At 71.0% G+C, this 12,925-nt stretch carries 13 protein-coding genes; 8 read left to right on the top strand and 5 right to left on the bottom strand.

All coding sequences use genetic code 11. From position 1 onward, the window contains the following. Positions 1-61: 61 nt before the first annotated feature. From rapZ to CMN_RS08485, 8 genes are all read left to right on the top strand, one after another. A complete protein-coding gene (gene rapZ / locus CMN_RS08520; RefSeq protein WP_015490416.1) occupies positions 62-937 on the top strand; it encodes an RNase adapter RapZ in 876 nt (291 codons plus the stop codon). A 29-nt stretch (positions 938-966) separates the two neighbouring features. Beyond that, entirely contained in the window at positions 967-1,947 is a 981-nt protein-coding gene (gene whiA, locus CMN_RS08515; protein ID WP_015490415.1) for a DNA-binding protein WhiA, read from the top strand. A gap of 168 nt (positions 1,948-2,115) precedes the next feature. After that, positions 2,116-2,742: a superoxide dismutase gene (locus tag CMN_RS08510; RefSeq protein ID WP_015490414.1), complete on the top strand. Its 627-nt coding sequence runs from the start codon at positions 2,116-2,118 to the stop codon at positions 2,740-2,742. Positions 2,743-2,871: 129 nt separating this feature from the next. Then, positions 2,872-3,879, top strand: coding sequence for a type I glyceraldehyde-3-phosphate dehydrogenase (gap, locus tag CMN_RS08505; protein ID WP_015490413.1), 1,008 nt, complete (start codon positions 2,872-2,874; stop codon positions 3,877-3,879). A gap of 6 nt (positions 3,880-3,885) precedes the next feature. After that, the gene (locus CMN_RS08500; RefSeq protein WP_015490412.1) at positions 3,886-5,100 is read left to right on the top strand and encodes a phosphoglycerate kinase; all 1,215 of its coding nucleotides are present in this window, start codon (positions 3,886-3,888) and stop codon (positions 5,098-5,100) included. Beyond that, complete coding sequence (gene tpiA / locus CMN_RS08495; RefSeq protein ID WP_041465268.1) at positions 5,091-5,894, top strand: triose-phosphate isomerase; 804 nt, start codon at positions 5,091-5,093, stop codon at positions 5,892-5,894. Before CMN_RS08500 ends, tpiA begins: the two co-directional genes overlap by 10 nt. Before the next feature lie 136 nt (positions 5,895-6,030). Continuing rightward, complete coding sequence (gene secG / locus CMN_RS08490) at positions 6,031-6,282, top strand: preprotein translocase subunit SecG (RefSeq protein WP_012038429.1); 252 nt, start codon at positions 6,031-6,033, stop codon at positions 6,280-6,282. A gap of 11 nt (positions 6,283-6,293) precedes the next feature. After that, a complete protein-coding gene (locus CMN_RS08485) occupies positions 6,294-6,662 on the top strand; it encodes an RNA polymerase-binding protein RbpA (RefSeq protein WP_015490410.1) in 369 nt (122 codons plus the stop codon). A gap of 180 nt (positions 6,663-6,842) precedes the next feature. On the opposite strand, the gene pgl is transcribed toward CMN_RS08485, so the two are convergent. Genes pgl through tal form a run of 5 tightly spaced genes read right to left on the bottom strand, consistent with a single transcriptional unit; the run spans position 6,843 to position 12,892 of the window. Next, on the bottom strand, positions 6,843-7,613 hold the full coding sequence (gene pgl / locus CMN_RS08480; protein ID WP_015490409.1) for a 6-phosphogluconolactonase: 771 nt from the start codon (positions 7,611-7,613) through the stop codon (positions 6,843-6,845). Next, positions 7,610-8,608 (bottom strand): glucose-6-phosphate dehydrogenase assembly protein OpcA, encoded by a 999-nt coding sequence (locus CMN_RS08475; RefSeq protein WP_015490408.1) that lies wholly within the window; start codon positions 8,606-8,608, stop codon positions 7,610-7,612. The genes pgl and CMN_RS08475 overlap by 4 nt, the downstream gene beginning before the upstream one ends. Continuing rightward, on the bottom strand, positions 8,605-10,146 hold the full coding sequence (gene zwf / locus CMN_RS08470) for a glucose-6-phosphate dehydrogenase (protein WP_012299309.1): 1,542 nt from the start codon (positions 10,144-10,146) through the stop codon (positions 8,605-8,607). Before zwf ends, CMN_RS08475 begins: the two co-directional genes overlap by 4 nt. Positions 10,147-10,184: 38 nt before the next feature. Then, positions 10,185-11,780, bottom strand: a complete 1,596-nt coding sequence (locus CMN_RS08465) for a hypothetical protein (RefSeq protein WP_015490407.1) — start codon at positions 11,778-11,780, stop codon at positions 10,185-10,187. Next, positions 11,777-12,892: a transaldolase gene (tal, locus tag CMN_RS08460; protein ID WP_015490406.1), complete on the bottom strand. Its 1,116-nt coding sequence runs from the start codon at positions 12,890-12,892 to the stop codon at positions 11,777-11,779. Before tal ends, CMN_RS08465 begins: the two co-directional genes overlap by 4 nt. Between the last annotated feature and the right edge of the window lie 33 nt (positions 12,893-12,925).

Genomic DNA, 12,925 nt, shown 5'->3' with positions numbered 1-12,925 from the left:
GTGTCGCGGGTCGCGCCTAGACTGGATCCATCGACCGGCGCGACGAGAGGTGCATGCCCGCATGAGCGTGGAGATCCCCCAGCAGGACGTCATGATCGTGACGGGGATGTCCGGCGCGGGCCGCTCCACCGTCGGCAACGCGCTCGAGGACCTCGGCTGGTACGTGGTCGACAACCTCCCGCCGCAGATGCTCAAGCCGCTCGTGGAGCTCGCCGGCCGCGCGGGCACGTCGCTGCCGAAGATCGCCGCCGTGGTCGACGTCCGCGGAGGCGACTTCTTCTCCGAGCTGCGCGACATCCTGCAGACGTTCGGCACCGGCCCGCGCCTCCGCGTCCTGTTCCTCGAGGCCACCGACGCGGCGCTCGTGCGGCGCTTCGAGCAGGTCCGCCGCCCCCACCCGCTCCAGGGCAACGGCACGCTGCTCGACGGCATCGCGGCGGAGCGGGCGCGCATGATCGAGATCCGCGAGGCCAGCGACCTCGTCATCGACACCTCCGAGCTCAACATCCACCAGCTCGCCACCGCCATCACCGAGCAGTTCAGCGGCGCGGACGACGCGGGCGTCCGCGTCACCGTCATGAGCTTCGGCTTCAAGTACGGCACCCCCGCGGACGCCGACATGGTGGCCGACATGCGCTTCCTCCCCAACCCGTTCTGGACCCCCGAGCTCCGTCCGCTCACCGGTCGCGACAGGGCCGTCAGCGACTACGTGCTGGGCCAGGAGGGCGCCGAGGAGTTCGTCCACGCGTACGCCCGGGCGCTCTCCCCGGTGCTCGCCGGGTACCAGCGGGAGAACAAGAGACACGCTACGATCGCTATCGGCTGTACCGGCGGCAAGCACCGCTCGGTGGCCGTCGCCGAGGAGCTCTCCAGCCTCCTCCGCGCCCTTCCCGGCGTCGCTGTCAGCACCAAGCACCGCGACCTCGGCCGGGAGTAGGGCACCCATTTCATCAAGGGAGTAAGCATTTGCCTCTGACCTCGGACGTCAAGGAAGAACTGTCACGCGTCGAGGTGAGCAAGACCACGGTGAGGGCGGCCGAGCTGGCCACCATCCTGCGCTTCTCCGGCGGGCTGCACCTCATCTCGAACCGCATCGTGGTCGAGTCCGAGCTCGACACCCCGTTGCTCGCCCGTCGCGTCCGCAAGGACCTCGCCGAGCTCTACGGCGTCCGCAGCGACATCTCCGTCATCCCCGCGTCCGGCATGCGCCGTGCCACGCACTACCTGGTCCGCGTGATGGAGGGGGGCGAGACGCTCGCCCGCCAGACCGGCCTGCTCGACGCGCGCCGCCGTCCGATCCGCGGCCTGCCCAACCGCCTCACCACGGGTTCCCGCGAGGAGATCGCGGCCGTCTGGCGGGGCGCATTCCTCGCCGCGGGCACGCTCACGGATCCCGGCCGCTCGGCGGCGCTCGAGGTCACCTGCCCCGGCAACGAGGCCGCGATGGCGCTCGTCGGCGCCGCCGGCCGGCTCGACGTCAGCGCCAAGGCGCGCGAGGTCCGGGGCGTCCACCGCGTCGTCATCCGCGACGGCGACGCCATCGGCCAGATGCTGCGCGCCATGGGCGCGCAGGGCACGGTCGTCAACTGGGAGGAGATGCGCCAGCGCCGCGAGGTCCGGGCGACCGCCAACCGCCTGGTCAACTTCGACGACGCCAACCTCCGCCGCTCGGCGCAGGCCGCCGTGGCCGCGTGCGCGCGCGTGGAGCGGGCCATGGAGATCCTCGGCCCGGACATCCCCGAGCACCTCAAGTACGCGGGCGACCTCCGGCTCCGCTTCCGCGACTCCAGCCTCGACGAGCTGGGCCACCACGCGGACCCGCCCATGACGAAGGACGCCGTGGCCGGCCGCATCCGCCGCCTGCTCGCGATGGCCGACAAGAAGGCCGTCGACGAGGGCCTGCCCGGCACCGACGCGAACCTCCCCGCCGACCTCGACGACGTCTGATCCGCGAGGCGTCCGTCGGTGCCGCACGCGCCGGGGCGGGCGTCGATCCGCCGGACGCCGGGCGTCATCCGGCCAGGTGGCGCGGAGGGCCGCCGGACTAGACTCGATCCGTCACCCACCCCCGGCCTCTGGCCGGGAGCCCCCGGGCAATGAAGAGGAGATACACCTATGGCTGACTACACTCTCGTCGACCTCCCGTACGACTACTCGGCCCTCGAGCCGAGCATCAGCGGCCGCATCATGGAGCTGCACCACGACAAGCACCACAAGACGTACGTCGACGGCGCCAACACCGCCCTCGTCAAGCTGCAGGAGGCGCGCGATGCCGGCGACCTGACCTTCGTCAACAAGCTGCAGAAGGACCTCGCGTTCAACCTCGCGGGTCACGTCAACCACACGGTCTTCTGGAACAACCTCAGCCCCGACGGCGGCGACAAGCCCACCGGCGAGCTCGCCGCGGCCATCGACGAGTTCTTCGGCTCGTACGACAAGTTCCAGGCGCACTTCACCGCCTCGGCTCTCGGTATCCAGGGCTCCGGCTGGAGCATCCTCGCGTGGGACTCGCTCGGCCAGAAGCTCATCATCGAGCAGCTGTACGACCACCAGGGCAACCTCGCCGCGGCGACCGTGCCGATCCTGCTGCTCGACATGTGGGAGCACGCCTTCTACCTCGACTACGTCAACGTCAAGGCCGACTACGTCAAGGCCTTCTGGAACATCGTCAACTGGGCCGACGTGCAGGCGCGCTTCGACGACGCCCGCACGAAGACGCAGGGCCTCTTCCTCCTCTCGTAGGCGACGCCGCGGGCGGCCGGCGGGGAGACCCCGGCCGCCCGCGGTCCCCGCACGCCAGGACTCCCGCGCACCCCCGACACCTCCACCACCCACCGCCGCCCCCGAGCGCGCAGAACATCAGGAGAACACGTGACCGTCAAGATCGGCATCAACGGCTTCGGCCGCATCGGCCGCAACTACTTCCGCGCCGCGCTCGCCAAGGGCAGCGACATCGAGATCGTCGCGGTGAACGACCTCACGGACAACAAGGCGCTCGCGCACCTGCTCAAGTACGACTCCATCACCGGCCGCCTGGATGCCACCGTCGAGCTCGACGGCGACAACATCATCGTGAACGGCAAGGCCATCCGCGTCCTCGAGGAGCGCGACCCCGCGAACCTCCCCTGGGGCGAGCTCGGCGTCGAGATCGTCATCGAGTCCACCGGCCGCTTCACGAAGGCGGAGGACGCGCGCAAGCACATCACCGCCGGCGCCAAGAAGGTCCTCGTCTCCGCCCCCGCCACGGGCGACAACGTCGCGACCCTGGTCCTCGGCGTCAACGAGGGCACCTACGACCCCGCCACCCACGACGTCATCTCCAACGCGTCGTGCACCACGAACTGCCTCGCACCCCTCGCCAAGGTCTTCCTCGACGAGTTCGGCATCGAGCGCGGCCTCATGACGACGGTCCACGCCTACACGGCCGACCAGAACCTCCAGGACGGCCCGCACAGCGACCTGCGCCGCGCCCGCGCCGCCGCCGTCAACATCATCCCCACGTCGACGGGTGCCGCGAAGGCGCTCGGCCTGGTCATCCCCGAGCTCGTCGGCAAGCTCGACGGCTACGCGCTCCGCGTGCCCGTGCCCACCGGCTCGATCACCGACCTCACCATCGAGACCACGGCGAACGTCACGGTCGAGCAGGTCAACGCGGCGTACAAGGCCGCCGCCGAGGGCCCCCTCAAGGGCATCCTCAAGTACACCGAGGACCCCATCGTCTCGAGCGACATCGTCAACGACCCGCACTCCTCGATCTTCGACGCCGGCCTCACCAAGGTCATCGGCAACCAGGTCAAGGTCGCGTCGTGGTACGACAACGAGTGGGGCTACTCCAACCGCCTCGTCGACCTCACCGAGTACGTCGCCGACCGCCTGTAACCGGCCGTGGCACTCCGCACCATCGATTCCCTGGGGGATCTCCGGGGCCGCCGCGTCATCGTGCGCTGCGACCTCAACGTCCCGCTGAAGGGCGGCGTGATCGGCGACGACGGGCGCATCCGCGCCTCGCTGGGGACCCTCACGGGTCTCCGCGAGGCCGGTGCCCGCGTCGTCGTGATCTCCCACCTCGGCCGCCCCGACGGCACGCCCGATGAGAAGTACAGCCTGCGCCCCGTCGCGGCCCGCCTCGGCGAGCTGCTCGGCGCCGACGTCGCGTTCGCGAGCGACACGGTGGGCGAGTCCGCCCGTGCAGCCGTCGGCGCCCTCGGCGACGGCGACGTCGTCGTGCTCGAGAACCTCCGCTTCCACGCGGAGGAGACCAGCAAGGACGAGACCGTCCGCCGCGGCTTCGCGGAGTCGATCGCCGAGCTCGGGGACGCGTTCGTGTCCGACGGCTTCGGCGTCGTCCACCGCAAGCAGGCGAGCGTCTTCGAGCTGGCCTCGGCGCTCCCCAGCGCCGCCGGCTCGCTCATCGCGAGCGAGCTCGAGGTCCTCGACCGCCTGACCGAGAACCCGGAGCGTCCGTACACGGTCGTGCTCGGGGGATCCAAGGTGTCCGACAAGCTCGGCGTCATCGGCCACCTGCTGCCGCGCGTCGACGCGCTGCTCATCGGCGGCGGGATGCTCTTCACGTTCCTCAAGGCCCAGGGCCACGAGGTGGGCGCGAGCCTCCTCGAGGAGGACCAGGTCGAGACGGTCAAGGGCTACCTGGCCGAGGCCGAGGAGCGTGGCGTGAAGATCGTGCTCCCCACCGACGTGGTCGTCGCCGACGGGTTCTCCGCCGACGCGGCCCACGAGGTCATGCGCGCCGACGCCATCGAGGGGACGCCCGCGGGCGCGAAGGGCCTCGGGCTCGACATCGGCCCCGAGACCGCCGACGCGTTCGCGACGATCATCCGCGGTTCCACGACGGTGTTCTGGAACGGCCCCATGGGCGTCTTCGAGCTGGAGCCGTTCGCGGCGGGCACGAGGACGGTCGCCGACGCGCTCACGCGCGTCGAGGGGCTCTCCGTGGTCGGCGGCGGCGACAGCGCCGCGGCCGTCCGCGCGCTCGGATTCGATGATGACCGCTTCGGTCACATCTCGACCGGAGGCGGCGCGAGCCTCGAGTTCCTCGAGGGGAAGCGCCTGCCGGGACTGGAGGTCCTCGGATGGCAGTGACCGATCGCCCGCAGGGGCGCACGCCCCTCATCGCGGGCAACTGGAAGATGAACCTGGACCACCTCCAGGCCATCGCCTTCGTGCAGAAGCTCGCGTGGAGCCTCAAGGACGCGAAGCACGACTACGCGGAGGCGGAGGTCGCCGTCTTCCCGCCGGCCACCGACATCCGCAGCGTGCAGACGCTCGTCTCGGCCGACAAGCTCGAGCTCGCCTACGGCGCGCAGGACGTGTCCGAGCACGAGTCGGGCGCGTACACGGGGGAGATCTCCGCGGCGTTCCTGGCGCAGCTCGCCTGCCGCTACGTCATCGTCGGCCACTCCGAGCGGCGCACGCTGCACGGCGAGACCGACGAGCAGGTGGCCGCCAAGTCCGCGGCCGCCGTGAAGCACGGCATCGTCCCGGTGATCTGCGTCGGGGAGACCGCGGCCGACCTCGAGGAGCACGGCGCCAGCGCCGTCCCCGTGGCCCAGCTGCGCGTCGCGCTCCAGGGCCTGCCGAAGGGCGCCGACGTGGTCGTCGCCTACGAGCCCGTCTGGGCCATCGGGTCCGGCCAGGCCGCGACGCCGGAGCAGGCGCAGCAGGTCGCGGCGCCGCTCCGCGCGGTCGTCGCCGAGCTGCTCGGCGACGAGGCGGCGAAGGCCACGCGCATCCTCTACGGCGGCTCGGTCAAGTCCGGCAACATCGCGGGGTTCCTCCGCGAGCCGGACGTCGACGGAGCCCTCGTCGGGGGAGCCAGCCTCGACGTGCAGGAGTTCTCCGCGATAGCGCGGTTCCGCTCGCACGTCGGCGTCTGACCGGCATCATCCCTCGAGCCGCTCGCGTCCGGGCGCGGGCGGCTCGTCGCACTCAGCCGCCCGCTATGATCGTCTATGGCCCATCGGCCGTTCACCGGTCGGACTCGGCCACAGCACCGCACCCGAAAGGCCGCACGTGGAAATCCTCCAGGTAGTCCTGCAGGTGGTTCTGGGAATCACCAGCCTCCTGCTGACCATGCTCATCCTCCTGCACAAGGGGCGGGGCGGCGGTCTGTCCGACATGTTCGGGGGTGGCACCACGTCGAGCCTCGGCTCGTCCGGCGTGGCCGAGCGGAACCTGAACCGCATCACCGTCATCCTCGGCCTCGTCTGGGTCACGTGCATCGTGGTCCTGGGGCTCATCACCAAGTTCGACACCGGATTATAGGGAGCAGCCACATGGCATCAGGAGGAAGCGCCATTCGCGGTTCGCGCGTCGGCGCGGGCCCCATGGGCGAGCAGGACCGCGGCTTCCACGCGGAGCGCATCTCGATCTCGTACTGGGACGCCCTCGGCAACGAGACCGTCCGTCACTTCGCGGCGAACCTGCCCGAGGAGGAGATCCCCGTCACGATCGACTCGCCGCAGTCGGGACTCCCCGCCGGGCGCGACAAGGCGAACCCGCCGTCGGTCGCCAAGCTCGAGCCGTACAAGACGCACCTCGCGTACGTGAAGGAGCGTCGCAGCGAGGAGGAGGCGAGCCAGCTCCTCGAGGAGGCGCTCGACCAGCTCCGCGCCCGCCGCGGCACGGTGAAGGCCACCAAGTAGGTCCCCACCGCGTCGATCGAGCACCCCGAACGCCCCCGTCCTCAGGACGGGGGCGTTCTGCGTGTCCGCCCGCTCCGGGTGGAGCGGCTCGCACCGGAAGGCGTCCCCCGGGGACGACGAAGGGCGGGTCCTGGAGGACCCGCCCTTCGTGTCGAGCGCCGGTCGGCACCGGCGCCGGCGTCAGTACGAGGAGAGCCTGAGGTTCTCCGGCACGTCCGCCGCGGCCTCGCGGTCGATGAAGAACACCGTGCGCTTGCGGCCCTTGATGCCCGCGACGGGCACCTCGGTCCGGTCGGCGCCCGCGAGCGCGAGACCCAGGGCGAACGCCTTGTCGGGACCCGCGAGCACCATCCAGATGCGCAGCGACGAGTTGAGCACCGGCAGCGTGAGCGAGATGCGCTCCGCCGGCGGCTTCGGCGAGTTGCGCACCGGGATCACGGCGGCGTCCATGGTGCGGATGCCCTCGCTGTCCGGGAAGAGCGACGCGACGTGGCCGTCCGGCCCGACACCCAGGAAGGTGATGTCGAACCGGGGGAGCGAGGTGTCGCCGTTCGCGTGCGCGGCGAGCTCCGCCGTGTACGCCGCCACGGCCTCGTCGAGGCTGAGACCCGCATCGCTCGCGCCCATGGCGTGGACGTTCTCCGCGGGCAGGTCGATGTGGTCGAGCAGCGCCGCGCGCACCGTGATGTCGTTGCGCTCGGGGTCGTCCTGGGGCAGCCACCGCTCGTCGCCGAACCAGAAGTGGACGCGGGTCCAGTCGACGCTGTCGCGCGCCGCGGACTCGTTGACGGCCGCGAGGATGCTCGGGCCGACCGTCCCCCCGGTGAGGACGACGTTGGCGGTCTCCTCCTCGTCCAGGATGTCGACGAGCTTCGTGAGGAAGCGCGCGGCGACGGAGCCGGTCATGGCCTTCTTGTCGGGGTGCACGAGCACCCTGCGGTCGTTCGTCAACGGTCTCCCGAGTCCTTCCGTGCGGTGGTGGACGCGGTGATGTAGCCCTGGCCCGCGGTCGAGCGCTCGAGGCCGTGACGGATCACGTCGCCGTAGAGCGCGTCGGGGTCGAGGCGCCGCAGCTCCTCGGCCAGGCAGTCGCGGAGGCTCCGGCGGGGGAGGCTCACATCGTGCGTCGGCTGGTTCGGCTGCTTGAGCGTCGCCACGTTGGCGATGGGCCGGTCGAGGTCGATGACGCCGGACGCGCGGTGGAGTCGCACGCCGTGGATCCCGCTCGAGCCGGTCGCCCGGGTGGTGACCTCGTGCAGCACGGGCACCTGCAGCTGCAGACCGAGCCATGCGGCGAGCAGCACCGTGGAGGGGGAGTCGGCGGCGCCGGACACCTCCACCTGCGTGACGGGCTCGTACGGCGGCTGGTCGAGCACCGCGGCGAGCAGCGCGCGCCAGAGCGTGAGGCGCGTCCAGGCGAAGTCCGTGTCGCCGGGGGCGTACGTCGCGGCCAGGTGCTGCAGGGCCACGCGCGGGTTGCTGCTCGTGGACGAGTCCGTGATGCGGCGCTGCGCGATGCGGCCGAGCGGCGACTGGCTGACGACCGCGGGGGCGTCGTGCGGCCACCAGGCGACGACGGGCGCGTCGGGGAGGAGGAGGCCCGTGACCAGGCTCTCCTCGTCCTCGGCGGCGGCGCCGTACACGCGGAGCACGACGACCTCGCTCGCGCCGGCGTCGCCGCCCACGCGGATCTCGGCGTCGACGCGCGCCTTCTCCGTGGTCGTCTCCGCGGCAGCACCGCGCTCGGTGGAGATCACGATGACGCGCATGGGGTGCTCGCGCGACGCGTCGTTGGCGGCCTCGATGGCCTCCTCCTCGCTGCCGAGCGAGGTGGAGATCACGAGCGTCAGGACGCGGCCGAGGGCGACGGCGCCGCCCTCCTCGCGGATCTTGACGAGCGCCTTCGAGATCTTGGCGGTGGTGGTGTTCGGCAGATCGACTCTCATGGCCGCCTCCAGGTCCGTCCGTCGCGGGCGAGGAGCTCGTCGGCCGAGGCCGGCCCCCAGGTGCCCGGACGGTACTGCTCGGGCTGGCCCTGCGTGCGCCAGAATTCTTCGATGGGGTCCAGGATCTTCCAGCTGAGCTCGACCTCCTGGTGACGGGGGAAGAGCGGCGGGTCGCCGAGCAGCACATCGAGGATGAGCCGCTCGTACGCCTCCGGGCTCGCCTCCGTGAAGGCGTGGCCGTAGCCGAAGTCCATGGTGACGTCGCGCACCTGCATCCCCGCGCCCGGCACCTTCGAGCCGAAGCGGATGGTGACGCCCTCGTCGGGCTGCACCCGGATCACGAGCGCGTTCTGGCCGAGGGCCGACGTCTGGTCCTCCGCGAACAGGTTCTGCGGAGCGCGCTTGAACACGACCGCGATCTCCGTCACGCGGCGACCGAGGCGCTTGCCCGCCCGCAGGTAGAACGGCACGCCCGACCAGCGGCGCGTGTTGATGTCGAGGCGCATGGCGGCGTAGGTCTCCGTCAGGGACTCGGGGTCCATGCCGTCCTCGTCGAGGAAGCCCACGACCTCCTCGCCGCCCTGCCAGCCGCCGGCGTACTGCCCGCGCGCCGTGGCGGTGGACAGGTCCTTCGGCAGGCGGACCGCGGACAGCACCTTCTCCTTCTCGTCCCGGAGGCTCGACGCGTCGAACGCGACGGGTTCCTCCATGGCAGTGAGGGCGAGGAGCTGCAGGAGGTGGTTCTGGATCACGTCGCGCGCCGCGCCGATGCCGTCGTAGTAGCCGGCACGGCCGCCCACGCCGATGTCCTCGGCCATGGTGATCTGCACGTGGTCCACGTAGTTGGCGTTCCACAGGGGCTCGTAGAGCTGGTTCGCGAAGCGCAGCGCCAGGATGTTCTGGACCGTCTCCTTGCCCAGGTAGTGGTCGATGCGGAACACCGAGTCCGGCGGGAAGACCGACTCGACGACGGCGTTGAGCTCGCGGGCCGTCGTGAGGTCGCTCCCGAAGGGCTTCTCGATGACGACGCGGCGCCAGTGGCCCTCCTTCTGGTCTGCGAGGCCCGAGCGGCGGAGCTGCTCGGTGACCAGCGGGAAGGACTTCGGCGGGATCGACAGGTAGAACGCGTGGTTCCCCATCGTGCCCCGCTCGCGGTCGAGCTCCTCCGTGATGTCCTTCAGCGTCTGGAACGCCTCGTCGTCGTCGAAGGTGCCTTGCACGAAGCGGATGCCCTGCGCCAGCTGGCGCCAGACGTCCTCGTCGAACTTGGTGCGCGAGTACTGCTTGACGGCCTCGTACACGACCTGCTCGAAGTCCTGGTCCTCCCAGTCCCTCCGGGCGAAGCCGATGAGCGCGAAGCCGGGGGGCAGGAGCCCCCGGTTGGCGAGGTCGTAGACGGCCGGCATCAGCTTCTTGCGCGACAGGTCACCCGTCACGCCGAAGATGATGAGGCTGCTCGGCCCCGCGATGCGGTTCAGCCGTCTGTCCGACGGGATCCGCAGTGGATTGAATTCCGGGGTGATATCCACCGGCGACATGTAACTCCTCGATCTGCCGGACGGATCCGGCGATGCGGTCATTCGAGCGTCGAGAGCAGGGCCCGGGCGTCCGTGGTGGGATCGGTCAGGTTCAGTCGCAGGACGGGACGACCGTGCTCGGCGAGCACGGTGGCGTCGCCGGCGGCCTGCGCCTGGATGAGCTGCCCGAAGGTGAAGGGGCGGTCGGGGATCTCGAGATCCTCGGCCGCGTCCGCGGTGATCTGCAGGAACACGCCGACGGGGGTGCCGCCCTTGTGGAACTGCCCCGTGGAGTGGAGGAAGCGGGGGCCCCAGCCGAACGTGACGGGACGGCCGACCTTGCGGGCCACCGCGTCGCGCAGGCGCTCGAGCTCGGGGAGGGCCAGGCGGTCGACGAAGGCCTGCACGGCGACGTAGCCCGTGGGGCCGACCTGCGCGAGCAGGGCGTCGATCGCGGAGGACACGTCGGTCGCGCCCTCGGTGACCTCGCTCGTGCCGCGCACCTCGATGCCGTCCGTCGTGACGACGGGGGCCTCGGGGGCGGGACGGTCGTCGAGCAGACCGCGCGCGGCGACCTTGGCGGCCTCCACGTCGGGCTGGTCGAAGGGGTTGATCTCGAGCAGGCGTCCCGCCACGGCGACGGCGTACTCCCACGTGAGGATCTGCGCGCCGAGCGTGCCGCTGATCACGATCTCGCCCTCGGCCGCGTCGTGCGCGTCGACGTCGGCGACGAGCCGCGCGATCTGCAGGTCGGCGAGGCCCAGGCCCAGCTCGGGGGCGTCGGTCGGCAGCACGACGGGCAGGAGGCCCGTGCCGAGCTTGCCGGTGGACTCCGCGATGAGCTGCTCGACCCAGTCGCCGAAGCCCACGATGTGCGTGCCGTCGGAGACGATGCCGAGCTTGTCCTTCAGCGGCGAGGTGCCGGCGATCGCGGCGCCGAGCACGAGGCCCGGGTTCGAGACGTCGTCGACGGCGAGCTGCGCGCACGCGGCCTCCGCCTCGTCGAGCAGACCGTCGATGTCGGCGCCCGCGAGGCCGGACGGCACGAGGCCGAACGCGGTGAGGGCGCTGTAGCGGCCGCCCACGTCGGGGTCGGCATTGAAGACGCGGTACCCGTCGGCGCGGGCCGACTCGTCGAGCGGGGAGCCCGGGTCGGTCACGATGACGATGCGCGCGGTCGGGTCGATGCCCGCCTCGCGGAACGACTTCTCGTATACGCGCTTCTGGCTGTCCGTCTCGAGCGTGGATCCGGACTTCGAGGAGATGACGACCGCGGTGGTGGCGAGGCGGTCGCCGAGCGCGGCGAGCACCTGGCCCGGGTCGGTCGAATCGAGGACCGTGAGCTCGACGCCCGCGGTGCGCGTGATGACCTCGGGCGCGAGCGAGGATCCGCCCATGCCGCCGAGGACGATGTGGTCGACGCCCTGGCCGCGGAGCTCCTCGCGGAGCGCGGTGATCTCGGCGACGAGGGGACGCGAGACGGAGACCGCCTGCGTCCAGCCGAGGCGCTTGGTGGCCTCGGACTCGGCGTCGGGCCCCCACAGGGTGCCGTCGAGCCCGGTGATCCCCGAGGCGACGTGCGCCTCGACGAGCGCGGGGACGTGGGTCTCGACGGCCGTGGCCGCCGCGCCGCTCAGCGCGATGCGGACGCTCACTTGGCGCCGTCCAGGGCGGTCGTGACGGTCTCGATGAGCTCGCTCCACGACACCTTGAACTTCTCGACGCCCTCCTTCTCGAGGAGCTCGGTGACCTCCTTGTAGGAGATGCCGAGCGCGTCGACCTGGTTGAGGACCTCGTTCGCGGCGTCGTACGAGCCCGTGATGGTGTCGCCCTCGATGACGCCGTGGTCGAACGTCGCGTCCAGCGTCTTCTCCGGCATCGTGTTGACGACGTCCGCGGCGACGAGCTGCGTCACGTAGAGCGTGTCGGGCAGGTCGGGGCTCTTGACGCCGGTCGAGGCCCAGAGGGGACGCTGCTTGTTGGCGCCGGCGCCGAGGAGGCCCTGGGCCCGCTCGGAGGCGAAGGACTGCTCGAAGGCCTGGTAGGCGAGCTGCGCGTTGGCGACGCCGGCCTTGCTCTTGAGCGCGGTGGCCTCGTCGGTGCCGACGGCGTCGAGGCGCTTGTCGATCTCGGTGTCGACGCGCGACACGAAGAAGGACGCGACCGAGTGGATGGTCGACAGATCGATGCCCGCCGCCTTGGCCTTCTCGAGGCCGGTGAGGTACGCGTTGATGACCTCGCGGTAGCGCTCGAGCGAGAAGATCAGGGTGACGTTGACGCTGATGCCGGCGCCGATGACCTCGGTGATGGCCTCGAGGCCCTCGCGGGTCGCGGGGATCTTGATCATGACGTTGGGCTCGGCAATCTTGTCCCACAGCTTGTGGGCCTCGTCGATGGTCGCCTGCGTGTCGTTCGCGAAGTCGGGGGAGACCTCGATGGAGACACGCCCGTCGAAGCCGGCGGTGCGGTCGTACACGGGGCGGAAGATGCGCGCGGCCTCGCCGACGTCGCGGGTGGTGATCTCGAAGACCGCGCGGTCGACGTCGGCGCCGTCGGCCGCGAGCTTGCGGACCTGGGCGTCGTACGCCTCGCCCTTGGCGAGGGCCGACGCGAAGATGGTGGGGTTCGTCGTGATGCCGACGACGTCGCGCTCGGCGATCACCTTCTCGATGCCCTTGGCATCGATGCGCTCGCGGGAGAGGTCGTCGAGCCAGATGCTGACGCCCGCGGCGGAGAGCTGCGCGGTGGGGGAAGTGGTGTCGGTCATGTTGCCTTCTTCTCGCTGGTTGTGAGGTTCGGG

This window comes from Clavibacter nebraskensis NCPPB 2581 (genome assembly GCF_000355695.1).
Lineage (GTDB): Bacteria > Actinomycetota > Actinomycetes > Actinomycetales > Microbacteriaceae > Clavibacter > Clavibacter nebraskensis.
The sequence above is the reverse complement of the archived record's forward strand: the minus strand, read 5'-3'. Positions and strand labels throughout refer to the sequence as shown.

Excerpts from the sequence above, each read along its gene's own strand:
- zwf (WP_012299309.1), bottom strand. The coding sequence starts at position 10,146 with ATGTCGCCGGTGGATATCACCCCGGAATTCAATCCACTGCGGATCCCG.
- CMN_RS08510 (WP_015490414.1), top strand. The coding sequence starts at position 2,116 with ATGGCTGACTACACTCTCGTCGACCTCCCGTACGACTACTCGGCCCTC.
- CMN_RS08475 (WP_015490408.1), bottom strand. The coding sequence starts at position 8,608 with ATGAGAGTCGATCTGCCGAACACCACCACCGCCAAGATCTCGAAGGCG.
- CMN_RS08485 (WP_015490410.1), top strand. The coding sequence starts at position 6,294 with ATGGCATCAGGAGGAAGCGCCATTCGCGGTTCGCGCGTCGGCGCGGGC.
- rapZ (WP_015490416.1), top strand. The coding sequence starts at position 62 with ATGAGCGTGGAGATCCCCCAGCAGGACGTCATGATCGTGACGGGGATG.
- tpiA (WP_041465268.1), top strand. The coding sequence starts at position 5,091 with ATGGCAGTGACCGATCGCCCGCAGGGGCGCACGCCCCTCATCGCGGGC.
- tal (WP_015490406.1), bottom strand. The coding sequence starts at position 12,892 with ATGACCGACACCACTTCCCCCACCGCGCAGCTCTCCGCCGCGGGCGTC.